This window comes from Streptomyces sp. NTD91, assembly GCF_059510455.1.
In genome coordinates, this window is sequence record NZ_JCAJZW010000032.1 from 61,156 (window position 1) to 84,256 (window position 23,101).

Genomic DNA, 23,101 nt, shown 5'->3' on the forward strand with positions numbered 1-23,101 from the left:
GGCCCTCCGCCCCGGTATCTCAGCCCGGTCTGCCGCGCACCACGAGAAGAGTGGAGAGTTCGACGATGTACCCGGAGAACGGAAGCACGACCGCGGCGCGCCGACGGCGCCGCAGAACACTGCTGTCGGTGTTCGGCGCGCTGGCCGGAGCGGCCCTGACGGTGGTGCCGCCCAGCACCGCGACCGCGGCCGGCGCCGCCACGTCCTCGTCGCCGGGCAAAGGCACCCGGGTCAGCGCCTGGTCGCCCAGCATGACGACCGGCGGCCCCTCCTTCGACGATCGGACCATCCGGATGGTGGTGCACAGCAGCGTCGCGGGTACGGGCGCCCGCATCACCCTGTCCAACCGGTACAGCAGCGGACCGCTCGAGGTCGGCGCGGTGGACGTGGCCGTCCAGGCGAGCGGCGGGGAGGCCACGCGGGGCACCACACGGAACGTCACCTTCGGCGGATCGGTGCACCTCACGATCCCCGCCGGCGAAGAGGCGGTCAGCGACGTCGTCCCGATCTCCGTCGCCGCCGGGGAGAACCTGCTCGTCAGCGTCTACGTGCCCGGCCCGACCGGCGTGTCGACCTGGCACTCCGACGCCTTCGACACCACGTACATCGCCTCCGGCAACCGCACGGGGGACGACAGCGCGGCCGCGTTCGACTCCACCACGACATCCTGGTACTACCTGGCCGGCCTCGACGTGGTGTCCCCGACCGCGAAGGGCACCGTGGTCGCGTTCGGCGACTCCATCACCGACGGCTACCACTCCTCCACCGGCACCTACACCCGGTGGCCCGACTTCCTCGCACGCCGGCTGGGCGCCGGACCCGGCCCGCAGCGGTTCGGCGTCGTCGACGCGGGCATCGGCGGCAACCGCGTCCTCACCGACGTCCCCAACCTCTGGCAGGGTGTCAGCGCCCTCAAGCGCTTCGGGCACGACGCACTCGCCCAGCCGGGTGTGAAGGACGTGATCCTCTTCGAGGGCATCAACGACATCGGCAACGACGCCGGTCCGGACGGCCGGCCGCTGACCGCCCAGGACCTCATCGACGGCTACCGCACCCTGATCGACGAGGCGCACGCCGCCCACGTCGGCATCATCGGCGCGACGCTGATGCCCGACCAGGGCAACGGCTACTACACACCGTCCGCCGAGGCGATCCGCCAGAGCGTCAACCGGTGGATCCGCACCAGCGGTGCCTTCGACGGCGTCGTCGACTTCGACCGGACCATGCGTGACCCCGACAACCCGGCCGCCCTCGACCCGGCGTACGACTCGGGCGACCACATCCATCCCAACGACGAGGGAATGGAGGCCATGGCGGACGCGACGGACCTGCGGCTCCTGCGCAGCTGAGGCACACCGGCCGACGAACGTCCGGCGGCCCCGTCACGCGGTCTCGGTCGGGGTGCGAGCGCCCAGGCCGAGGCCGACGGGCCCGTGGATCCGCCCGAGCCCTTCCTCGTCCTGGCCCGCCTCGACCAGTTCCGCGGGACGGCGGTCCTGGGTGCGGCGTGAGCCCAGCGCACCGGCGTCGGCCACCGGAGGTCAGCGCGTCGCACAGGACGGGGACGTCCACGTCGGCCGAGGGCCCGGTGCGGGGGGCCCGGGTCCGCGCCGAGGGCATGCGCTCGGCCACCAGGACCGTCAGCCACTCCGGCGCGCCGCGCCTCGCCCAGAGGGCCGGCCTTCTCTGACGGGCCGTCGTGCAACAGGAGGGCACAATGGCGGCGTGGATCAAGACAACCGGATCATCGTCGCCCTGGACTGCGACAACCGTGCCACCGCCGAGGACGTCGTCGGCCGGCTGGGCGAGGAGTGCGGCTTCTACAAGGTCGGCCTGGAACTTCTCACCGTGGCCGGACCCGACTTCGTCGAACGCCTCACAGCGCAGGGCAAGAAGGTCTTCCTGGACCTCAAACTCTTCGAGATCCCGCACTCGGTCGCCGGTGCGGTGCGCGCCGCGGGGGCTCTGGGCGTCTCCATGGTGACCGTGCACGGCATGGGCGGAGCGGGCATCATGACCGCCGCCGTCGATGCCGCCCGTGCCTTCCCCGGCTTGCGTGTCCTCGCCCTGACCGTGGTCACCAGCATGACCGACGGGGACCTGGCCGACATCGGCGTCCGCGGCTCCGTCGAGGGGCAGGTGCTGAGGCTGGCCCGGCTGGCGGGCGAGGCCGGCTGTCACGGAGTGATCGCGTCGCCTCGGGAGGTCGCGGCCCTGCGGAGCGTCCTGGGTCCCGATGCCCTGATCGTCACCCCGGGGGTCGCCCCGCCCGGTGAGGCCCCGGCCGATCATGCCCGCCCCGGAACACCGGGTGCCGCCCTGGCGACCGGTGCCTCGCACATCGTCGTGGGCCGGGCGGTCACCCGTGCCGCGGATCCCGCGGCCGCGTTCCGTCTCGTCGGCGCGAGTCTGGGCGCGTAGCGACCCGGAGGCGCACAGGACGGCGGCGCAACGCACCTGCGCCGGGATCGCGTTGCCCACCGGCGCTCCCAGGAGAGACAGTCCGCCGCCGGTGCGGACGCCGGCCAGGCCCCCCGGCTCTCGCACGGTCCGGTACGACGTCCGGTCGTGGCACCGGAGATCCACTGGACCTGGTCGGTGGTCCGGTGCGCCGCCGAGGATCGTGCCGCGGTCCTCGGCGGCGTCGACGCCCCCCGCGCCGGCGTCGAAGACCTCGGCGTCCATGGCCCGGCCGCCTGGCTGCCCGCCGACGATCCGCACCGGTGACCGGGGCCCGCGGACCGATCCGCCCCCCGCCCCGGACCGGCTGACCTGGCCCGGGAGGCGCCGACTGCTTCCCCTCGGGTCTCAGCGGACTCAGAGGTTACTGAGAATTTGTTGTGGCAGGCTGGCACGCCTCAACCCCCCTCAGGAGCATTCGTATGACTTTGATCAACGGTCTGCCCGCCCATGTCCTGCTGGTTCACGTGGTCGTCGTACTGATACCCCTCACCGCGTTGGCCCTGGTGGCGGCGGCTCTGTGGCCGCGGGCCGCCCGCCGGCTGGGCGTGCTGCTGCCGCTGCTGGCCTTCATAGCCCTGGCGAGCGTGCCGCTGACCACACATGCCGGCGAATGGCTCGAACGGCACGTGGACGACGACGCCCTGGTGCGCAGGCACACCGAGCTGGGAGACGGGCTGCTGCCGTGGGCCCTGGGCCTGTTCGTGCTGGCGGCCGTCGTGTGGTGGGCGGGCCGCCGTGCGCAGGCGGAGTCCGGCCAGGGCGGCGGCCTGCGCTGGACCGCGCTGCCGGTGCGGATCGTCGTGGGTGTGCTCTCGCTGGCCGTGGCCGTGGGTGCCGTGGTGGACGTGTACCGGATCGGTGACTCCGGAGCGAAGGCGGCCTGGCACGACGCGTACTCGAAGACGGCGTCGCGCGGCGAGGACGGCTCCTGATCCTGGATCGGGCGGAGCCCCAGCCCTCGGGTGAGGTGGCGGGCCCGGCCCCCGGCGGTTCGCACGCGGCTTGCGCGCGGACGGCCCCGGGGGGTCGGGCCCGCCTTCGTTCTGTGCGCCGGGTCCTGCCGGCGGTGGCCGGCTTCCTGCTGGTCGACACGGTGGTCCGGCCGACCGTGCCACCACCCCTTGCGGCGCCGGCGCCGCCTATGCCAGCGAGAGGAAGAGCTTCTCCAGACGGGCGCGCATCGCCTGCGGATCCTCACCGTTCTTGCGGCCCGATTCAATGTCGAGCACACACTGCTGCAAGCCGGTGGCGATGATCGCGAACCCGGCCCGGTCGAGGGCGCGCGAGGCTGCGGCCAGCTGCGTGACGACCTCCTCGCAGTCCCGCCCCTCCTCGATCATCCGGATCACACCGGAGATCTGGCCCTGCGCGCGCCGCAGTCGGTTCAACACGGCCCGCAGGGATGTGCCCTCAAGCTCCAGTTCCACGATCACTCCTCAGAGATATACCCCAAGGGGTATTGTACGTCCGGGCGGGGACAACGGCGAACACCAAGGATCCCATGCGCCCTGGCCACACGCGGCGGCCGGATCACGGAGCGGCAGGTCCGCCTTCACCGCGGGGACGCTCGTTCTGCTGGGCCTGCTCCCTTGCCTGCTGGTGCATCCGGCCTTCCGGTCCCCGCCGGCCGACACCACGGGTGGGCTGGTCTCCTCCGCGCTCACCGACACGTGCGCGATGGCGGCCGTGCTGGGCCAATTGCTCCGCAGCCGTCCCGCGCGGCTGACCCGGCCACGACGCTCGCCGCGCTGCGCCGCGGCCGAACGCGGCGGACCGCGCACTGCGCTCAGCCGAACAGACCGCGCACGCGGATCGTCTCGACGCGCCGCCACGAGCCGCCGGGCAGCAGCACCCAGTCCCCCTTCCTGGCGGACGCCTTGCGTGCGGCGGTGGGGCGCGGCGCACGGCGCGACGGCAGCCGGGAGCCGCCGCCCCGCGTCTTTGCCCGCTGCCGGGCAAGGCCGTCCCTGCTCATCGCCACTCCCGCGTCGTGATGCGCTGCACGCCACTCATGTGTTCGCCCGCATGCGCACTCCCTCCGCCTCCATCGTCCCTCTGTTCCCACGGGATCGCCCGGTGATGCAACGGTTCGCCAGTGCGTCCTTCCGCCGGCAGGAGAACGGTGCTCATGAACCTCCGGGGCACCGGGCGCCGCCCATGTTCAGCCGCGCAGGTGGCGGTCGTGCAGTGCAGCCGCGTACACCTCCGCCGTCGCCGCCGCGGCCGCGTCCCAGCCGAAGCGCCTAGCGTGCCGGGCCGCCGCCGCACCCATCCGCGACGAGCGCGACGGGGCGTCGGCGAAGTAGCGCGGCGCCCGCGCTCACGGCGGGGGGCGCCGGACGCGCACGGCCCGGGCGGGTGGACCGGGGCGCTGCCCCGGGACGCCATCGCGTAGAGGGTCACCCACTCCAGCGCGCGGTCCGCCGGGTCGCCCTCGCTGCGCAGTGCCCGGGCCGCCGACGCGGCCCTCCGGCGGACCTTCAGGCCACCGGGCAGGATGCCTTCGCGGGACAGGCCGCGGGAGACACAGCCCTCCATGACCCGCCAGATTCCGAGCAGACCCGCGCGGATGTCCTCCTCACTGCGCCTGGCCCGCTCGTTCTCCAGCATCAGCGCGGAGACGGACAGGCCGGTCTCGCGGGCGAGCCGCAGCAGCTCGTCACCGGTGCGGAACGGGTGGGGCAACTCCGTGTCGTCGGCCTTGATCCGGTCGGCCCCCACGGCGTCCTCGTCGACCACGAATCCGCCGCCGACCGAGTAGTACGTCTTCTCCAGCAGCGGCACGCCGTCGACGTCGTACGCGAACAGGGTCATGCCGTTGGCGTGGTACGGCAACGAGCGCCGGCGGTGCAGGACCAGTTGGGTGGAGTCGTCGAAGTCGATCTCGTGGGCGGCGCCGATCTCGGCGTCGAGGAGGCGGATCCGGCCGGTGCCGCGGATCCGTTCGACGTCCAGGTCGGCCTGGGTGACGTCGACCGTGTGGGGTTCGTTGCCCTCCAGGCCGAGCAGGACTGCCTTGGGGGTGCCGTGGCCGTGGCCGGTGGCGCCGAGGGAGCCGAACAGCTCAGCTCGCACCGCCGTGGTCTGGGCCAGCACGCCGTCCTTCTTCAGCCGGGCGGCGAACATCGCGGCCGCGCGCATCGGGCCGACGGTGTGCGAGCTGGACGGGCCGATACCGATGGAGAACAGGTCGAAGACGCTGATTGCCACGCCATAACTCCGGGGGAGGAACGGGGCGTTCCGAGCACGCCCCTGCGGGAGGGTCGTCGGTCACCGGCCGGGGTGGGCCGAGGCGTACCCGTCGGGGCGCCGGCCCCGGCGCTCGGTCCGCATGGCCAGCCTCCGGTGCACCCGGGTGAGTTGATGCGCGGTGCTCATGAGACGGCGGGCACGGCGAGGGGGACGAGGGTGCGGCGGAGCCGGTTGAACAGCTTCGGCTGGTTCAGGGAGAGCACCGCGACCGGGGTGTCCTCGCGCCGATAGACGGCGGTGAAGCACCTGCTGTCGAGGTCGCCGTCGACCACCTCGGGCTCGGCGCCGGGAGCGACGTGCCCGGCGAGCTGGATGCGCACCCGGTACTGGTCGGACCAGAAGTACGGCGCGGTGGCCGGGGCGGCGGCCGGCACCCCCGTCAGCAGCGTGCGGGCGGCCGTCGTCCCCTGCTCCGTGGCGTTGCTCCAGTGCTCGATCCGGGCGTGCCGCCCGGTGAACGGGTGGGGGCAGCGGGCGACGTCACCGACGGCGACCACACCCGGGACGGTGGTGGCGCAGCCGGCGTCGCACACCACGCCGTCGTCCACCTCGACGCCGGAGCCGGCGAGCCAGTCGGTGGCGGGCCGCACCCCCACGCCGACCACCACGATGTCGGCGGGCAGCACGCGTCCGTCGGCCAGGCGCACTCCGGTGACCCGGCCGTCGCCGACGAGCCCGGCCACGCCGGTGCCGCACAGCAGGCCCACGCCGTGATCACGGTGCAGCGAGGAGCACACCCGCCCCATCTCGCGGCCCAGTTGACGCTCCAGCGGGACGTCGAACGCCTCGACGATCGTGACGTGCAGTCCGAGCCGGTGGGCGGTGGAGGCCACCTCGGCACCGATGAAGCCGGCCCCGATCACGACCACCCGGGGCAGACCGCTCAGCAGTTCGGCGCGCAGCGCCCGAGCGTCGTCCAGGGTGCGCAGGGTGTGGACGCCGGCGAGTGTGTCCATCCCGGGGAGGGTACGGGCGGTGGCGCCGGTCGCGATGACGACACCTTCGGTGCGCACGTGCCGTCCGCCGGCCAGTGCGACGGTCCGGGCGGCGGGGTCGAGCCGCACCACGCGCTCGCCGAGCAGCCAGTGCACGCCGAGATCCTCGTACTCGTCCGCGTCGCCGAGCGCGAGCGCCTCGGCGTCGAGATCTCCCCTGAGGAAGTCCTTGGACAGCGGCGGCCGGTCGTAAGGGGCGTGCCGCTCCTCCCCGACGACGACGATCTCGCCGTCGTAGCCCTGTGCGCGCAGCGCGCGGACCGTGCTCAGGCCTGCCAGTGACGCGCCGACGACGGTGATGCTCCTCATGCGGGCTCTCCGTGGGATGTGGAGCCGTCGGTCGCGCGGTGACAGGCGGCGGGGCGACGGCGTGGGAGGTGACTGTCTCGAACGGTTGTCCCACCTGACTGTCTCTAATGGCACAACCTCGTTCGTTATACGCAACATGCTTTCCGGTGCTTCGGACCCCTGTCAAGGGCACGGGACGCACCAGTCCGTGCCGGCGAAGAAAATTGCGCAGCATGCAACACAGGGCGGGGTGACAGGAGATGGCTGCCCGAGCTCAGAGGCGGGCCCCGGAGGACCGGCCCGGGCGGCACGACAGCGGCCGGAGACGGGGTCGTGGACGGCGAGCAGACAGGTGGCACCGGCGATGCCGGCGTCCTCCGACTCGGCGGTCCCGGTCTCGTCGATCCGCGCGACCAGTTCGTCCATGGGGCCGAGGAGCTCGTCGGTAGGCAGATCCGCGGCGCAGAAGTTGTGCACCACCGTGCGCAGTCGGCCCATGGTCACCGCCGCGTGCAGCCGGTGGCCGACGACATCAACGACGACGAGGGCGACCCGGGTCCCGGGCAGCGGGATGACGTCGAACCGGTCACCGCTCGCCCCGGCCTGCGCGGGGAGGAGGCGGTAGGCCACCTCCAGGGCCGACTGCTCGGGCAGGTAGCGGGGCGGCAGGCTGCGCTGGAGGGTGGCCTCCATGGTGTGCGCGGACGCAGCCGCGGCCGACGGCCGCTGCCCGGCCTGCCGCTCGGCCCCCGGGCCGGACGCCGGCGCGTGGCCACCCCCCGGTGTGGATGGCGGCCCCGGCACGTGCCCGGGGGCCAACAGGGCCCGTCCCCCTGCAAGAAGACGGGGCAGCAGGCGGACGGGCTGCCGGGGACGGGGATCAGCGGGCGGGGTGCACGTGGAGCCGGTCCTGCAGCCAGGTGTGGAAGGCGCCGATGTGGTGCTCGCTGGGCACCAGGACACCGCCCTTGGCGTACGCCCGGGAGCTCATCCCCGGCTGGGTGCGCTCACAGGCGTCGAAGTCCTGCTGGTTCACCCGGTGGAACAGCTCCACCGAGCGGTCCACGTCCTTGCCGCTCTCCACCACGTGCGGCAGGTACAGCCAGTCGCATTCGACCACCGTGCGGTCGTGCGCCATGGGGTACATCCGGTGGAAGACCACGTGGTCCGGCACCAGGTTGACGAACACCTGCGGCCTGACCGTGATCGCGTAGTAGCGGCGGTCCTGGTCCTCCGCGACCCCCGGGATACGGTCCAGGCCCTCGCCGCCGTCGACGGTGAAGCCCTTGACCTCCGCACCGAACTCGGCGCCGTGGCCGACGTAGTACTGCGCCGCGTAGCCGTCGGCGAACTCCGGCAGCACCTCCGTCAGCTCGGGGTGGATCGTCGCGCAGTGGTAGCACTCCATGAAGTTCTCGATGATCAGCTTCCAGTTGGCCCGCACGTCGTAGGTGATCCGCCTGCCGACCTGGAGGTTGTCCACGTCGTAGTTCTCGATCGGCTCGGCGTCGCCGAGCCGCTCGACGACCGCGCCGATCACGTCCTGTTCGAAGGACGGCGGGGTGTCGGCCAGGCACACCCACACATAGCCGAGCCACTCGCGGACGTGGACGTTGATCAAGCCGTACGCGGTGCGGTCGATGTCCGGCATCGACGTCAGGTTCGGCGCCGCCACCAACTTGCCGTCCAGGCCGTACGTCCAGGCGTGGTACGGGCACTGGAACGCGCGCTTGACCTCTCCGGACTCCTCCAGGCACAGCTTCGCGCCCCGGTGCCGGCAGATGTTCAGGAAGGCCTTGACCGAGCCGTCCCGTGAGCGCGTGACGAGCACGCTCTCACGGCCCACCTGGTGGGTGCGGAACCGGCCCGGCCCGCCCAGCTCCGAGGCGCGGGCCACACAGAACCACATGGCCTCGAAGATGCGCTCCTGCTCCAGGGCGAAGACCTCCGGGTCGGTGTAGTACTCACCGGTCAGCGTGGCGATCAGGCTGGGGGGAAGGCCGGTCGTCGTCATGGTGATCACCTCGGAGCGTGTCAGACGCGCACACGGCGCGGGTCGGCAAGGGCGATGGGGTGCTGGGTGGTGCCGTCGACGGCCAGGTCGGCGACGATCTCGCCGATCACGGGCACGAACTTGAACCCGTGGCCGGAGAAGCCGCAGGCCACGATCACCTGCGGATGGTCCGGGTGCCGGGCGGGGACGAAGTGCTCGTGCGGGGTGTTGTGTACATGCAGGCCGCGTCTTTGAGGTGACGGCGGCACCTCGGCGCGGCACCGGGGTGCCGGGGGCGGCGTGCTCGGCCGGCGGCCGGGCGTGGCCGACGGGCGCGCCGGTCGTGCAGCCGTGGGCGGCTCCGGTGACCTGGCCGACCGGACCGCCGTCCGGGTGCACCGGCTGGTGGCCCATGACCACGGGACGCTCGTGGCAGTGCAGGTCGGTGTGGCGGACACCGCGGGCCTGGACCTGCACCAGGCGCTTCTGCCGGGCCGGGGTCGGGCACCAGGACGGTCTCCAACGAGACCGGGACACCCTGCTTCCGGGCCAGGACGGCGCGTACCTCGTGCGTCACTGCCGATCTCCTCGCTGAAGGGCGGCCGAATGCACGTTTCGGCCGGTTTTCTTGGTGGCGGGCCGATCGCTGCATCGGAGCGGTCGACGAGGGGACGGAGGGGGCCGACGGTCCAGGAGCCTGGGGAAGGTCTGGAACGAGCCGCATCTGTTGCGCAATGTGCAATTAACTTCTCTATAAGCAACAGTCACACTGTCATGCCTCTGGACGAGCAGTGTCAAGAGGTCGACCGGACGAACTCCCACGTGGAACCGCGCGGACTCATCGAACGGACGGAGGCGCGCGGCGAGTGCCGCCTCGGACCGGGCCTCGTCCGCCTGGCCGGCGCCGCCTCCGTCCGGCTGAACCTGCCTCGACACAGCCGCCCGGCCTGCGAAGACCCGGCGGCCCTCACCACGCACGACCGGCTGGGCCGGCACACCCCGTTGCGCGCCACCTCCAGCGGCAAGGCCCTGCCGGCGCACCTGCCCGAGCGCGGCAGGCGGCTCGCGGCACGGCTGGAGCGCCGCCCACCGCACACCCTCACCGATCCCCGCAGCCTCAGGCCCCGGTTGACGAGCACGCGCACGGTCGGCTGCGCCTGCAGCGCGCTCAGCGCTTGGGCGCCGTCGTTCCGCCTGTCCGCGCGGCGGCTTCGGGAGGTGCCCGTGCCGGTACGGACCGCAGGCCAGGAGATCTGCGGCCGGCTGGGCCATCTCGGCCACCCCTGAGGCGAGTTGTTGCGCACTACGCATCTTCTTGCTCCTGGAAGAACAAGCCTCTTGACCGGCCGCTGTCCGCACCGGACCATGTTGCGTATCACTCTCAAGGTTGCGTAATACGCATTAATGGAGGATGTCATGTCCCCTCGTCCGCAGCCCGGCCGCGAGTTCGTCCTCACCCTCTCGTGCCCAGACCGGTCAGGAATCGTCCACGCGGTCACCGGTTTCCTCGTGAGTCATTCAGGCAACATCCTCGAGAGCCAGCAGTTCGACGACCGTCTGCAGGACCGCTTCTTCATGCGCGTCCATTTCGAGGTCACCCATCCGGCCACATCCCTGGAGCTGCTGCGCACCGACTTCGACCCGGTCGCCGAGGCCTACCGGATCACCTGGCAGCTGCACGACGCCTCGACCCCGACCCGCACCCTGATCATGGTGTCGAAGTTCGGCCACTGCCTGAACGACCTGCTCTTCCGCCAGTCGACCGGCTCGCTCAACATCGAGATCCCGGCGATCGTCTCCAACCACCGCGACTTCGAGCCGCTGGCCCGGAACTACGGCGTCCCGTTCCACCACATCCCGGTGACGCGGCAGACCAAGGACGAGGCCGAGGCCCGGCTGCTGGAGCTCGTCGCCGAGTCGGACATCGACCTGGTGGTGCTCGCCCGCTACATGCAGATCCTCTCCGACGACCTGTGCAAGCGGCTCGACGGCCGGGCCATCAACATCCACCACTCGTTCCTGCCGAGCTTCAAGGGCGCCCGGCCGTACGTGCAGGCCCACCGGCGCGGCGTGAAGCTCGTCGGGGCCACGGCGCACTACGTCACGCCCGACCTCGACGAAGGCCCGATCATCGAGCAGGACGTCGTGCGCGTGGACCACTCCCACACCCCCGACGAGCTGGTCACCATGGGCCGGGACGTGGAGGCCCGGGTCCTTGCCCGCGCCGTGCAGTGGCACAGCGAGAGCCGGGTGCTGGCCAACGGCAACTGCACGGTCGTCTTCCGCTGACGAACGCGCCGCCCTAGGGTGTGGGGGACCGTCGGCGTCAAGGACCCATCGGGTCCCCCATCCAGCCGTTGCGACCCTTAGCCGCGCCCTCATCCGCGTGCGTATAGTTGCGCTATGAGCAACTACACCGCAGATAGCGAAACAGCGGCTCCGGCGGTGAACGGGGTGCAGTCCGTCGACCGTGCCGTCAGCGTGCTGGAGATCCTCGCCCGGCGCGGCGAGGCCGGCGTCAGCGAGGTCGCCGCCGAGATCGACGTCCACAAGTCGACCGCGTTCCGCCTGCTCGGAGCGCTGGAGGCGCGCGGCCTGGTCGAGCAGGCCACCGAGCGCGGCAAGTACCGCCTCGGCTTCGGCATCGTGCGCCTGGCCGGCGCGGTCACCGGACGCCTGGACATCACCCGGCAGGGCCGGGAGGTGTGCGAGCGGCTCAGCGAGGAGATCGGAGAGACCGTCAACATCGCCGTACTGCAGGAGCACTACGCCGTCAACCTGTACCAGGTGCGCGGGCCGGGGGCCGTCGGCACCCACAACTGGGTCGGGCAGCTCACTCCGGTGCACGCCACGTCCAGCGGCAAGATCCTGCTGGCGCATCTGCCGGCGAAGGAGCGCGACGAGGTGCTCGCGGCCTCGGGACTGCGCAGGCACACCGAGCGCACCCTGACCACCCGGGCGAAGCTGGAGCACGACCTGACCGAGGCGCGGGAGCGCGGGTACGCGGTGACGCTGGAGGAACTGGAGATCGGACTGCACGCCATGGCGGCCCCGGTCCGTTCCCACCACGGTGAGGTCATCGCCGCCCTCAGCTCCTCCGGTCCCGCGTACCGCTTCACCGAGGAGCGCATCCACGAGTTGGCGCCCCTGCTGATCAAGGGCGCGGAGGAGATCAGTCACCGCATGGGCTACGTCGGCTGACGCGCCCCAGCGGACTCAGCCGCGCTCCGGGCGTCCACCAGGTGCCCCGCTCGTCACCGGTGCGCCCGCGCCGACGCAGCGGCCTCGGCGCCCCAACGGGCGGTCACCCGTGCCGCGTCGAGGGTCGAGGCGACGTCGTGCACGCGCAGGCACCAGACGCCCTGCGCGGCGGCGAGAACGGACACGGCACAGGTCCCGGCGTCCCGTGACGGCGCAGGCCTCGGTCGTCCCGTCGCCGGGTCGGCCGGCACCTGAGCCAGGAAGGACCTGCGGGACGCCCCGAGAGCCGCATTCGCCTGCTGCGCCGCGCATGTCGTTGTCCGGCGCCGCACCCGAGACCTGAGGCCGCTCGACGCCCGTCGCGGTCCTCACGCGCCGGCTCCGGCGACCGGGACGGCGCCGAGCCGGGCGGCGACGCAGGAGGGCGGGAGGTTCGGCGGGGCCTCGGAGAGCTCGACGTAGACCATGCCGTCCTGGACGACGACCCGGTGGGTGCGCACGGGCAGCCGGGCCGGGGGTGTGTCCACACCGCCGGTGCGCAGGTCGAACTTCGAGGCGTGCAGCGGGCATTCGACCTCGCACCCCTCCAGCCAACCGTCGGCCAGCGAGGCGTCCTGGTGGGTGCAGGTGTCGTCGATCGCGTAGACCTCGCCGTCATCGGTGTGGAAGACGGCGACGGGCGGGTCGTTCTCGAGCCGGAACGCCTCGCCTCGCGGCAGATCGGCGAGAGGGCACACGGGAATCATGAGGACCACCTCGGTGCGTATTAAGAAACTATATGCACTCAACGCAACGCCAGTCTGCGGTCGGCCCCTCCCGTTGTCAAGAAGTCGCCGGGTCTTCGGGGGAGTTCGCCCGGCGCCACGGTGGACATGGAACGGCGGTGCCGGGCCGACCGTTCGTGTCGGCCGGCACCGCCGGGTCATCTCTGCCGCCCCGCCGGGCGGCTCACCGGTATTCGACGGCCGCGTCCAGCAGCCAGTCCGCCAGGTAGCCGGCGAAGGAGGAGCGCACCAGCACCCAGAACCCGGCCCTCGGTCGGTCGCGGGCCACCAGGACGACCTGGGTGCGGGCCAGCGACGTCTGCGCGCAGCGGCCCGGACCGAAGGAGCGCGGGTGCAGGTCCAGCGAGCAGCCGTGGGCCAGCAGGTCGCGGGCGCGGGGTCCGGCCACCAGCAGGGTCGTGCGCTGGGCCGAGACGTCGGTGACGGAGACCGGTTCGTCACCTGCCGCCGACCGGACCCGGCCCTCCAGGTCACGCTCGGTGCCGGGCCGGCCCACCACCAGCCATTCGTCGGGTCCGAGCCACACCGCCGTCGCGTCGCCCGCGTGCACGACGCTGTTGGCCTCCAGGGGCAACTGGAGTCCCAGGGCGAGTCCGACGGCGTCCGCCGCCGGTCCCTTGGCGTCGAGGCGGACGTTCACCTGGGCCAGGCAGGGGAGTTCGGCGAGCCGGATCGCGCCCCGGGAGCTGCGCGTCGCGGCGGCCAGGCGGTGGGCGGCGTCTGCCAGGGGGCTGCGCTGCCATGGGCTCAGGGCGGTGTCAGCCATCGCGGCGGGCTCCCTCGGGGTCGTAGAGGACGGGGCTTGCGACGGTCACCGGGACCAGCCGGTCGCCGACGGGCGCGTAGAGCCGTTCGCCGACCCGTTCCCGGCCGCCCTTGATCAGGGCGAGGGCGAAGGTCCGGTCGAGCGCCGCGCTACGGTAGCTGGAGGTGACATGACCGAGCATCGGCACGGGCGGGGCGGGCAGCTCTGCATGGGCGACCAGATGCGTGCCCTCCGGGAGGAGGACGGACGGGTCCTCGGGGAGGAGCCCGACGAGATGCTTGCGGTCGGGCCGCACGGTGTCCGCGCGGGCATAGGAGCGCTTGCCGATGAAGTCGGGCTTCTTCTTGGACACCGCCCAGCCCATGCCCAGGTCCTGCGGGGTGACCGTGCCGTCGGTGTCCTGGCCGACGATCGGGTAGCCCTTCTCGGCGCGCAGGACGTGCATGGTCTCGGTGCCGTAAGGCGTGATGCCGTACGGGGCGCCGGCCTCGTACAGCGCCTCCCACAGCCTGCGGGCGTCCCACGGCGACACGTTGATCTCGTAGGCGAGTTCGCCGGAGAAGCTGATCCGGCACACGCGCGCGTCGATGCCCGCGACCGTCGTGTCCCGCCACGCCATGAACGGGAAGTCCGCGTTGGAGACGGCCAGTCGAGGCGCGAGCGAGCCGAGGACCGTGCGGGACTTCGGGCCCACCAGGGCCACGGTGGCCCACTGCTCGGTGACCGAGGTGCAGTGGACCCGCAGGTCGGGCCACTCGGTCTGCAGCCACTCCTCCATCCAGTCCAGGACGGCAGCCGCGTTGCCGGTGGTGGTCGTGACCAGGAACCGGTCCTCGGCGAGCCGGATGACGGTGCCGTCGTCGAAGACCATCCCGTCCAGGCGGCACATCACTCCGTAGCGGATCATGCCGACCTTCAGGGTGCTCATCATGTTGGTGTAGAGCCGGTCGAGGAAGCGGGCGGCGTCCGGGCCCTGGACGTCGATCTTGCCGAGCGTGGAGGCGTCCATGAAGGTCACGCCCTCGCGGGCGGCCCGGCACTCACGCAGCACGGCGGTCTCCATGTCCTCGCCGTCCCGTGGGTAGTACCGGGGCCGCTTCCACTGGCCCACGTCCTCGAACAGGGCGCCGTGCTCGACGTGCCAGGTGTGCAGGGCGGTGGTGCGGACCGGGTCGCTCAGCGCGCCCCGGTCGCGGCCGGCCAGGGCGGCGAAGGACACCGGGGCGTACGGTGGCCGGAAGGTGGGCAGGCCGAGCGCCGAGATGTCCACTCCGAGGAGTTCGGCGACGACCCCGCTCGCCAGGACACCACCCGTCTTGCCCTGGTCGCCCGCGGTACCGGCCGTGGTGTAGCGCTTGGTGTGCTCCACCGACCGCAGGCCCGCGCCGGTCGCCCGCGCCAGGTCGTCGACCGTCACGTCGCGCTGGAGGTCGACGAACCGCGGGGCGCCGGTGTCGCCGGGGACGGTGAAGACCTGCATGGGCGGGGTGTACGGCTGGGCGGCCACGGCCGGGAGCAAAGGCGCCTCGGCCGTGCAGCCCTCCGCCTCGGCCGCGCGGACACCGGCCGACGCACCCTGCGCCAGGGCCGTGGCGAGGTCGAAGGCGCCGTTCGCGCCGCCCGCGGCCTCCACCGCCTGACGGCAGCTGTCGGGCACGAACGCGCCGAGGGCGTCGTCGTGGCGGAGCTTGCCGCCCGCCTGGCTGAACAGGTGCGCGACCGGGTTCCATCCGCCGGACACCAGCAGCAGGTCGGCGGCGAACTCCCGCTGCCCGGTGGACTCGCCGTAGGGGGCGACCGTCACGGCGGTGATCCGGGCGGTGCCCTCCGTGCCGATGACCGCGTGTCCGGCGAGCACCTCGATCCCGGCGGACCGGGCCCGCTCGGCCCACTCCCCGGGCTCCGGCCGGGTGTCGACCACCGCCGCGATGTCGACGCCGACGGCCGCCAGATCGAGGGCGGCGGCGTAGGCGCTGTCGTTGGTGGTGAACACGACCGCGTGCCGGCCGGGGACGACGGCGTAGCGGTGCAGGTACGTGCGGGCCGAGGACGCCAGCATCACGCCGGGGCGGTCGTTGTCGCCGAACGCCAGCGAACGCTCGTGGGCGCCGGTGGCGAGGACCACGCGCCGGGCGCGGATGCGCCAGACGCGCTCGCGGGAGACGTTCTCGGGAGCGCCGGCGCCGAGGTGGTTGGTGCGGCGCTCGACGGCGAGCAGGTGGTTGTCGTCGTAGTGGCCGAAGACGGTGGTGCGGCGCAGGACCCGTACCTCGGGCGCGGCGTCCAGCCGGGCGCTGGTCGCCCGGACCCAGCCGAGGTGCTCGCCGGTGCCGAGCAGACTGCCGCCGGCCTCCGGCTGGTCGTCGGCGAGGATGACGCGGGCGCCGCCGCTCGCCGCCGCGGCCGCCGCCGCCAGACCGGCCGGACCGGCGCCGACGACCAGCACGTCGCAGTGGGCGTGTACGGCGTCGTAGCGGGCGGGGTCGGGTTCGGTGGCGAGGCGTCCCTGGCCGGGGAGGCTGCCGGCGACCAGACCGTCGTAGAGCTCGACGGTCGTGGCGGGGAGCATGGGCTCGGGGAACGGGGCCTCGATCTGGACGACCGCGTTGGGTTCCTCCACTCCGGCCGAGAAGATGCCGCGGGGACGGCCGAGCCTGATGCTGGTGGCGGCGTGGATGACACCGTTGGCCAGGAGGGCGGACGCGAGGGTGTCGCCCCGGTAGCCCTGGTAGGTGGTGCCGTCGAAGCTGAAGGTGAGGGGGGTGTCGCGGTCGACGCGGCCGCCGCTGCGGGTGCGGAACGGTTGGCCCGCGGTGGAGCCGCTGAGGGACGCAGCGCCCCCGTCGCCCCTCCCGTCCTCCAAGGGCTCCGCTTCTTCGCCCCGGCCGGGGGCCGCGCCGCCGGACCCGGCTTCGGCCTCGACGGCGTCGTCCCCAAGGGCCGGACGGGCTGGTTCCCAAGGTCTCGGCCGAGAGGTCACCGGGCGTGGCTCTCCCACCCGGTACACCGCCAGGATCTCGTTCGTCGACGTGTCCCGCACCGCGTTGAACCACTTGCGGCAGCCCGCCGCATGGCTCCACCGCTCGGCGAACGGGCCCTTGGGGTTGTCGCGGAAGAACAGGTACCGCGCCCACTCCTCGTCGGTGAGGGCGGCGGGGTCCTCGGGGTAGGGGACGTGGGCCTGGCCGCCGTAGTGGAACTCGGCCTCGTCACGGGGCCCGCACCACGGGCAGGGGATGAGCAGCATGGTTCGGCTCCCTAGTGGGCCACCGCGGCAGCGCCGTGCTCGTCCACGAGCGCGCCGGTGGTGAAACGGTCGAGCGAGAAGGGGGCGTTCAGGGCGTGGGGGGTGTCGTGGGCGATGGTGTGGGCGTAGACCCAGCCGACGCCCGGGGTGGCCTTGAATCCGCCGGTCCCCCAGCCGCAGTTGAGGTAGAGGTTGTCGACCGGCGTGAGGCCGACGACGGGCGACGCGTCGGGGCTGACGTCGACGATGCCGCCCCAGGTGCGCAGCACATGGGCGCGGGCGAAGACCGGGAAGAGCTCCAGGGCCGCCGACATCTGCTCCTCGATGACGTGGAACGCCCCGCGCTGGGTGTACGAGTTGTACGCGTCGATGCCGGCGCCCATCACCAGCTCGCCCTTGTGCGCCTGGCTGACGTACACGTGGACGGCGTTGGACATCACCACGGTCGGGTGCACCGGCTCCAGGAGTTCGGAGACGAGTGCCTGCAACGGGTGGCTCTGGAGGGGCAGTTCGATGCCGGCCATGGCGGCGAGGACGGAGGTGTGGCCGGCCGAGCACAGGGCCACCTTGCCCGCGGCGATGGGACCCAGGGACGTCTGGACGCCGATCACCCGGCCGCCGGCCGTGTCCAGGCCGGTGACCTCGCAGTTCTGGATGATGTCGATGCCGGCCGCGTCCGCGGAGCGGGCGAAGCCCCAGGCGACGTAGTCGTGCTTGGCAATGCCGGCGCGCGGCTGGTAGGTGCCGCCGAGGACCGGGTAGCGCACGTCGGGGGAAGTGTTGACGATCGGGCAGACCTCTTTGACCCCGTCGGCGTCCAGCCATTCGGCGTCCACCCCGTTGAGCCGGTTGGCCTCGACGCGGCGGACGCTGTCGCGGACGTCCTGCAGGCTGTGGGCGAGGTTGAGCACACCGCGCTGGGAGAACAGGATCGGGTAGTCCAGTTCCTCCTCCAGCCCCTCCCACAGCTTCAGGGCGTGCTCGTAGATGCCCGCGCTCTCGTCCCACAGGTAGTTGGAACGGATGATCGTGGTGTTGCGGGCCATGTTGCCGCCCGCGAGCCAGCCCTTCTCCAGGACGGCCACGTTGGTGATGCCGTGGTTCTTGGCCAGGTAGTGGGCAGTGGCCAGGCCGTGTCCGCCGCCGCCCACGATGATCACGTCGTACGACCGCCTGGGCTCGGGGGTGCGCCAGAGCCAGTCGGGGTGGTCGGGCAGGTCCGCGCCGGGGGTGCGGGGGCTCATCGGGCGTCTCCGTCGTGCGAGAGGTGGGGGTAGAGCGGGTGCTTGGCCGCGAGTGCCTCGGTGCGGGCGCGCAGCGCGGGCACGTCCGGTTCCGGCTGGAGCGCGAGCGCGATCACGTCGGCGACCTCGGCGAAGTCCTCCTCGGTGAAGCCCCGGGTGGCGAGCGCAGGGGTGCCGATGCGCAGGCCGGAGGTGACCATGGGCGGGCGCGGGTCGAAGGGCACCGCGTTGCGGTTGACGGTGATGCCGATCTCGTGGAGGAGGTCCTCGGCCCGCCTGCCGTCGAGTTCGGAGTCGCGCAGGTCGACGAGGACGAGGTGGACGTCCGTGCCACCGGTCAGCACCTTCACACCGGCAGCCGCCGCGTCGGGCCGGGTGAGGCGTTCGGCGAGGATACGGGCGCCGGCCAGGGTGCGGGACTGGCGTTCGGCGAACTCGGGTGACGCGGCGACCTTGAAGGAGACCGCCTTGGCGGCGATGACGTGCTCCAGCGGGCCGCCCTGCATGCCCGGGAACACCGCCGAGTTGATCTTCTTGGCGAGGTCGGCGTCGTTGGTGAGGACGACGCCTCCGCGGGGGCCGCCGAGGGTCTTGTGCGTGGTGGTGGTGACCACGTGGGCGTGCGGGACGGGGCTCGGGTGCAGTCCGGCGGCGACCAGGCCCGCGAAGTGCGCCATGTCGACCATGAGGAGGGCGCCGACCTCGTCGGCGATCCGACGGAAGGCCGCGAAGTCCAGCTGCCGCGAGTACGCCGACCAGCCCGCGATGATCATCTTGGGGCGGTGCTCCTTGGCGAGCCGCTCCACCTCGTCCAGGTCCACGAGGTGGTCCGCCGCGGAGACGTGGTACGGGACGACGTCGAGCATCTTGCCGCTGTAGTTGATGCGCATGCCGTGTGTGAGGTGGCCGCCGTGCGCGAGGTCGAGGCCGAGGATCGTGTCGCCGGGCTGGAGGAGTGCGAAGAACACGGCGGTGTTGGCCTGTGCGCCCGAGTGCGGCTGGACGTTGGCGTGGGCCGCGCCGAACAGGGACTTGACGCGCTCGATCGCCAGCCGTTCGGTGACGTCGACGTGTTCGCAGCCGCCGTAGTAGCGGCGTCCGGGGTAGCCCTCGGCGTACTTGTTGGTCGCGACGGAGCCCTGCGCCTCCAGCACGGCGGTGGGCGCGAAGTTCTCGGAGGCGATCATCTCCAGGGTGGTCTGCTGGCGGCGCAGCTCGGCGCGCAGGGCTTCGTGGACCTCCGGGTCCAGCTCGGCGAGGCGGGTGTTCAGGGAGTTCATAGGGCGTTCGCGTTCCTCTCGGCGGCCTCGACGACATTGGCGAGGAGCATCGCTCGGGTCATGGGCCCCACTCCTCCGGGCATCGGGGCGAGCCATCCGGCGACCTCCGCGGCCTCCGCGTGGATGTCGCCGACGAGCCCGTGCTCGGTGCGGGTGATGCCGACGTCCAGGACGGCCGCGCCGGGACGCAGCATGTCCTTGGTGATCAGTCCAGGCGAGCCGGCCGCCGCGACGACGATGTCCGCCTCGCGCACGTGCCGGGCCAGGCCCTTGGTTCCGGTGTGGCACAGGGTCACGGTGGCGTTCACGGACCTGCGGGTGAGCAGCAGCCCGATGGGCCGTCCGACCGTGATGCCCCGGCCGACCACGCACACCCGGGCCCCGGCGAGCGGGACCTCGTGGCGGCGGAGCAGTTCGACGATGCCGCGCGGGGTGCAGGGCAACGGGGCGTCGACACCCAGCACGAGGCGGCCGAGGTTGACGGGGTGCAGGCCGTCGGCGTCCTTGGCCGGGTCCATGCGCTCCAGCAGGGCGCCCGCGTCCAGGTGGCGCGGGAGCGGGAGCTGGACGATGTAGCCGGTGCAGGCGGGGTCGGCGTTGAGTTCGTCGATGACGTCCTCGACCTGCCGCCGGCCGGCGTCGGCGGGCAGTTCCCGGCGCAGGGAGGCGATGCCGGCCTGCGCGCAGTCGCGGTGCTTTCCGGCGACGTAGGCGTGGCTGCCGGGGTCGTCGCCGACGAGGACCGTGCCCAGTCCTGGAGGGCGCCCTTGCGTTGCCGTCACCTTTGCCGCTCGCTCGGCGAGTTCGCGCCGGACGGCGGCCGCGGCAGCCTTGCCGTCGAGAAGTTGTGCGGTCATCGGCGGTGCTCCTTCCGACAGGGCGGCCGGCGTTGTCGTGCGTCTGCGGATGCGTCGTGGCTGATCGCGCACTTCCCCGCACCCCTTCGGGGCGCGAGCCTCTCACCCACGGAGCCGGGACATCGCCGGATCGAACAACGGCTCCTCGGCCACCACCGCTTGCACGCGCCGGCCGAAGTAGCCGATGTGCACGGTCGTGCCGGGGACGGCCAGGTCCGCCGGCATCCAGGCGTAGGCGATGCCCTTGCCGACGGTGTAGCCGTGGGCGGCGCTGGTGACGTAGCCGACGGCGCGGTCGCCGTCGTACACCGGTTCCTTGCCCATGACGACCGCCCGCGGGTCGTCGATGGTGAGGCAGCTCAGCTTGCGCCGGACGTGCTCCTTGCGGCGCTCCAGCGCGGCCTTCCCGATGAAGTCGCCCTTGTCGAGCTTGACGGCGAAGCCGACGCCGGCCTCGTACGGGTCGTGCTCGTAGGTCATGTCGGTGCCGAACGAGCGGTAACCCTTCTCCAGGCGCAGGCTGTTGAAGGCACCGCGGCCGGCGACGATGCCGCCGAGCGGCTCGGCCGCGGCCCACAGGGTGTCCCACAGCTTCTGGCCCTGGTCGGCGGTGGTGTACAGCTCCCAGCCCAGCTCACCGACGTAGCTCAGCCGCATGGCGGTGACGGGGACCGAGCCGATGTAGGCGCGCTTGGCGCGGAAGTACTTCAGGCCCGCGTCGGAGAAGTCCTCGTCGGTGAGCGGCTGCAGCACCTCGCGTGCGAGCGGGCCCCACAGGCCGATGCAGCAGGTGCCGGCGGTGATGTCGCGGACCTGGACCCGTCCGTCGGCGGGCAGGTGGCGGGTGAACCAGTCGAGGTCCAGGTTGCCGTTGGCGCCGACCTGGAAGAGGCCGGGGGCGAGGCGGGCGACGGTGATGTCGCTGCGGATGCCGCCGTCGTGGTCGAGGAGCAGGGTGTACGTCACCGAGCCGACGGACTTGGCGACCTTGCCGGTGACGAGGCCCTCCAGGAACTCGGCGGCGCCGGGGCCGCTCACCTCCAGGCGCTTGAGGGCGGTCATGTCGTACAGGGCGACCTTCTCGCGGGTGACCTGGGCCTCGGCGCCGACGATGGGCGACCAGTAGCGGGCGGCCCAGTCGTTCGGGGTGGGGATGTCCCGGCCCTCGGCCAGGGGCGCGTTGGCCTCGTACCACTGAGGGCGCTCCCAGCCGTTGGCCTCGAGGAAGAACGCGCCGTATTCCTGCTGGCGGGCGTAGAAGGGGCTGGTGCGGATCGGGCGCGGCTCACCCGAAGGCTGGAGCGGGTGGAGGATGTCGTAGACCTCCACGAAGTTCCGGCAGTCGCGGGCCAGGACGTACTCCGGGGACAACTGGTGCGGCTCGAAGCGGTTGACGTCGCACTCGTGCAGGTCGAACGAGGAGCAGTAGCCGTCGACCAGCCACTCGGCGACGGCCCGGCCGACGCCCGCGGAGTGGGTGACCCACACGGCCTCGGCGACCCAGAAGCCCTTGAGGTCCGGGGACTCGCCGAGCAGCGGGTAGCCGTCGGTGGTGAAGGAGAACAGGCCGTTGATGCCCTCCTCGACCTTCGCCTCCCTGGCCGCCGGCAACAGGGACTGCGTCTCGGTCCAGGCGGGCTCGAAGTCCTCCTCGGTGAACTTCAGGACCGAGGGCATCTCCTCGGCCTCGTCCACGGAGAGGATGTCGTCGGCGGAGACCGGCATGGGGCGGTGGCCGTAGTAGCCGATGCCGAGGCCGTCGAAGCGGTCGCGGTAGTACAGGTCGGCGTCCTGGTGGCGCAGGATCGGGCGGACCGCCTCCTCGGTCTGGCCGGCGAGGGCGGGGACCGGGCCGGTCCAGGCGAACTGGTGGGCGAGCGGGGTGAGCGGCAGATTCATCCCGGCCATGCGGGCGATCTTCGGGCCCCATATGCCGGCACAGCACACGACGACGTCGGCGTCGATCTCGCCGTGGTCGGTCACCACGCCGGTGACGCGGCCCTCGCTCTGCCGGATGTCGAGGACTTCGTGGCGGGGGAGGAAGCGCACGCCGCGCTCGGTGGCCCGGCGGATCTGAGCCTCGACGGCGAGCACGGCCTTGGCCAGGCCGTCGGTGGGGACCAGGAGACCGCCGAGGACCTTGTCCCGGTCGACCAGCGGGTGCTGGGCCACGCACTCGTCGGGGCTCAGCAGGCGCGCCTCGACGCCCCAGGCGGTGACCCAGCCGTGGCGGCGCCGGAGTTCGGCGAGCCGCTCGGGGCTGGTGGCCACCTCGAGGCCGCCGACCTGGAGGAAGCAGGGCTTGCCGTCCACGTCGAGGGAGCAGAACTTCTCCACGGTGTAGCGAGCCAGTTCCGTCATCGTCTTCGAGGCGTTCGTCTGGAAGACCAGGCCCGGGGCGTGCGAGGTCGAGCCCCCGGTGGCCGGGAGAGGGCCCTGGTCGACCACCGTCACTTCGGTCCAGCCGCGCGCGGAGATCTCGTCCGCCAGGGCTGCTCCCACGACACCCGCTCCGATGATCACCACTCGGGGTCCCGCCATCGCCCAACCTCCGAACTTGAGACCGGTTCAGTTGCTTTCTGCGCAACCTGATTCAGGTTACGCAACTCAATGTGCCTGTCGCCGTGAAGGGTGTCAAGGGGTCGGTGACGTCGGAAAACAGGCCGGAAAACGGCCCCGGCGACGGCAACGCCCGACGGGCGGTGCGCGCAGGTGCACACCGCCCGCCGG

22 protein-coding genes and 4 pseudogenes are annotated in these 23,101 nt (G+C 72.3%); 8 read left to right on the forward strand and 18 right to left on the reverse strand.

The annotated features are described in order from the left end of the window. Nucleotides 1-19 precede the first annotated feature (19 nt). Complete coding sequence (locus AC5WRT_RS27665) at nt 20-253, reverse strand: hypothetical protein (RefSeq protein ID WP_496100703.1); 234 nt, start codon at nt 251-253, stop codon at nt 20-22. Here AC5WRT_RS27665 and AC5WRT_RS27670 point away from each other — a divergent pair. Next, a complete protein-coding gene (locus tag AC5WRT_RS27670) occupies nt 252-1,349 on the forward strand; it encodes an SGNH/GDSL hydrolase family protein (protein WP_496100704.1) in 1,098 nt (365 codons plus the stop codon). The two genes, AC5WRT_RS27665 and AC5WRT_RS27670, sit on opposite strands and share 2 nt — an antisense overlap. A gap of 33 nt (nt 1,350-1,382) precedes the next feature. Here the strand turns inward: AC5WRT_RS27670 and AC5WRT_RS27675 are convergent, their stop codons facing one another. Further along, nucleotides 1,383-1,535 (reverse strand): XdhC family protein, encoded by a 153-nt coding sequence (locus AC5WRT_RS27675; protein WP_496096763.1) that lies wholly within the window; start codon nt 1,533-1,535, stop codon nt 1,383-1,385. Nucleotides 1,536-1,725: 190 nt separating this feature from the next. Between AC5WRT_RS27675 and pyrF the strand changes: the two genes are divergently transcribed. The 3 genes from pyrF (at nt 1,726) to AC5WRT_RS27690 (ending at nt 3,395) form a co-directional block, all read left to right on the forward strand. Further along, entirely contained in the window at nt 1,726-2,421 is a 696-nt protein-coding gene (gene pyrF / locus AC5WRT_RS27680; protein ID WP_496100705.1) for an orotidine-5'-phosphate decarboxylase, read from the forward strand. A 147-nt stretch (nt 2,422-2,568) separates the two neighbouring features. Further along, nucleotides 2,569-2,727: a hypothetical protein gene (locus tag AC5WRT_RS27685; protein ID WP_496096765.1), complete on the forward strand. Its 159-nt coding sequence runs from the start codon at nt 2,569-2,571 to the stop codon at nt 2,725-2,727. Nucleotides 2,728-2,882: 155 nt separating this feature from the next. Next, the gene (locus AC5WRT_RS27690; RefSeq protein WP_496096766.1) at nt 2,883-3,395 is read left to right on the forward strand and encodes a DUF2231 domain-containing protein; all 513 of its coding nucleotides are present in this window, start codon (nt 2,883-2,885) and stop codon (nt 3,393-3,395) included. A 207-nt stretch (nt 3,396-3,602) separates the two neighbouring features. Here the strand turns inward: AC5WRT_RS27690 and AC5WRT_RS27695 are convergent, their stop codons facing one another. Further along, nucleotides 3,603-3,890, reverse strand: a complete 288-nt coding sequence (locus tag AC5WRT_RS27695) for a metal-sensitive transcriptional regulator (RefSeq protein WP_496100706.1) — start codon at nt 3,888-3,890, stop codon at nt 3,603-3,605. A gap of 72 nt (nt 3,891-3,962) precedes the next feature. Between AC5WRT_RS27695 and AC5WRT_RS27700 the strand changes: the two are divergent. Further along, nucleotides 3,963-4,217 (forward strand): annotated as a pseudogene (locus tag AC5WRT_RS27700) (rhodanese-like domain-containing protein); the annotation flags it as partial. 32 nt (nt 4,218-4,249) lie between these two features. Here AC5WRT_RS27700 and AC5WRT_RS27705 read toward each other — a convergent pair. The 7 genes and pseudogenes from AC5WRT_RS27705 to AC5WRT_RS27735 form a co-directional block, all read right to left on the reverse strand. After that, complete coding sequence (locus AC5WRT_RS27705; RefSeq protein WP_496100707.1) at nt 4,250-4,438, reverse strand: hypothetical protein; 189 nt, start codon at nt 4,436-4,438, stop codon at nt 4,250-4,252. A gap of 407 nt (nt 4,439-4,845) precedes the next feature. Beyond that, nucleotides 4,846-5,673: pseudogene (locus AC5WRT_RS27710) on the reverse strand (serine dehydratase beta chain); the annotation flags it as partial. A gap of 164 nt (nt 5,674-5,837) precedes the next feature. Next, a complete protein-coding gene (locus tag AC5WRT_RS27715) occupies nt 5,838-7,019 on the reverse strand; it encodes an NAD(P)/FAD-dependent oxidoreductase (RefSeq protein WP_496100708.1) in 1,182 nt (393 codons plus the stop codon). Between the two features lie 258 nt (nt 7,020-7,277). Further along, nucleotides 7,278-7,697, reverse strand: a pseudogene (locus AC5WRT_RS27720) (SpoIIE family protein phosphatase); the annotation flags it as partial. A 181-nt stretch (nt 7,698-7,878) separates the two neighbouring features. Next, nucleotides 7,879-9,012 carry an aromatic ring-hydroxylating oxygenase subunit alpha gene (locus tag AC5WRT_RS27725; protein ID WP_496096796.1) on the reverse strand — a complete coding sequence of 378 codons (1,134 nt, stop codon included), beginning with the start codon at nt 9,010-9,012 and terminating at the stop codon, nt 7,879-7,881. A 20-nt stretch (nt 9,013-9,032) separates the two neighbouring features. After that, nucleotides 9,033-9,170, reverse strand: a complete 138-nt coding sequence (locus AC5WRT_RS27730) for a hypothetical protein (protein ID WP_496096800.1) — start codon at nt 9,168-9,170, stop codon at nt 9,033-9,035. Nucleotides 9,171-9,330: 160 nt separating this feature from the next. After that, nucleotides 9,331-9,405, reverse strand: a pseudogene (locus tag AC5WRT_RS27735) (hypothetical protein); the annotation flags it as partial. Between the two features lie 360 nt (nt 9,406-9,765). Here AC5WRT_RS27735 and AC5WRT_RS27740 point away from each other — a divergent pair. The 3 genes from AC5WRT_RS27740 to AC5WRT_RS27750 all read left to right on the forward strand — a co-directional run bounded on the left by AC5WRT_RS27740 (nt 9,766) and on the right by AC5WRT_RS27750 (nt 12,192). Beyond that, on the forward strand, nt 9,766-10,278 hold the full coding sequence (locus tag AC5WRT_RS27740) for an IclR family transcriptional regulator domain-containing protein (protein ID WP_496096769.1): 513 nt from the start codon (nt 9,766-9,768) through the stop codon (nt 10,276-10,278). A gap of 129 nt (nt 10,279-10,407) precedes the next feature. Then, nucleotides 10,408-11,280: a formyltetrahydrofolate deformylase gene (gene purU, locus AC5WRT_RS27745; RefSeq protein WP_496096770.1), complete on the forward strand. Its 873-nt coding sequence runs from the start codon at nt 10,408-10,410 to the stop codon at nt 11,278-11,280. 114 nt (nt 11,281-11,394) lie between these two features. Next, nucleotides 11,395-12,192: an IclR family transcriptional regulator gene (locus AC5WRT_RS27750; RefSeq protein WP_496100709.1), complete on the forward strand. Its 798-nt coding sequence runs from the start codon at nt 11,395-11,397 to the stop codon at nt 12,190-12,192. Between the two features lie 53 nt (nt 12,193-12,245). Here AC5WRT_RS27750 and AC5WRT_RS27755 read toward each other — a convergent pair whose 3' ends face one another. From AC5WRT_RS27755 to AC5WRT_RS27790, 8 genes are all read right to left on the reverse strand, one after another. Continuing rightward, a complete protein-coding gene (locus AC5WRT_RS27755) occupies nt 12,246-12,524 on the reverse strand; it encodes a dihydropteroate synthase (protein ID WP_496096772.1) in 279 nt (92 codons plus the stop codon). Between the two features lie 36 nt (nt 12,525-12,560). After that, a complete protein-coding gene (locus AC5WRT_RS27760; protein ID WP_496096773.1) occupies nt 12,561-12,938 on the reverse strand; it encodes a bifunctional 3-phenylpropionate/cinnamic acid dioxygenase ferredoxin subunit in 378 nt (125 codons plus the stop codon). A 202-nt stretch (nt 12,939-13,140) separates the two neighbouring features. Beyond that, nucleotides 13,141-13,743, reverse strand: coding sequence for a sarcosine oxidase subunit gamma (locus tag AC5WRT_RS27765; protein ID WP_496096774.1), 603 nt, complete (start codon nt 13,741-13,743; stop codon nt 13,141-13,143). Beyond that, nucleotides 13,736-16,990, reverse strand: coding sequence for a sarcosine oxidase subunit alpha family protein (locus AC5WRT_RS27770; RefSeq protein ID WP_496100710.1), 3,255 nt, complete (start codon nt 16,988-16,990; stop codon nt 13,736-13,738). Before AC5WRT_RS27770 ends, AC5WRT_RS27765 begins: the two co-directional genes overlap by 8 nt. Nucleotides 16,991-17,001: 11 nt before the next feature. Then, nucleotides 17,002-18,234: a sarcosine oxidase subunit beta family protein gene (locus tag AC5WRT_RS27775; RefSeq protein WP_496096776.1), complete on the reverse strand. Its 1,233-nt coding sequence runs from the start codon at nt 18,232-18,234 to the stop codon at nt 17,002-17,004. After that, nucleotides 18,231-19,514, reverse strand: coding sequence for a serine hydroxymethyltransferase (glyA, locus tag AC5WRT_RS27780; protein ID WP_496100711.1), 1,284 nt, complete (start codon nt 19,512-19,514; stop codon nt 18,231-18,233). Before glyA ends, AC5WRT_RS27775 begins: the two co-directional genes overlap by 4 nt. Beyond that, nucleotides 19,511-20,371, reverse strand: coding sequence for a bifunctional methylenetetrahydrofolate dehydrogenase/methenyltetrahydrofolate cyclohydrolase (locus AC5WRT_RS27785; protein ID WP_496096778.1), 861 nt, complete (start codon nt 20,369-20,371; stop codon nt 19,511-19,513). Before AC5WRT_RS27785 ends, glyA begins: the two co-directional genes overlap by 4 nt. A gap of 102 nt (nt 20,372-20,473) precedes the next feature. Then, nucleotides 20,474-22,912 carry a GcvT family protein gene (locus tag AC5WRT_RS27790; protein ID WP_496100712.1) on the reverse strand — a complete coding sequence of 813 codons (2,439 nt, stop codon included), beginning with the start codon at nt 22,910-22,912 and terminating at the stop codon, nt 20,474-20,476. Between the last annotated feature and the right edge of the window lie 189 nt (nt 22,913-23,101).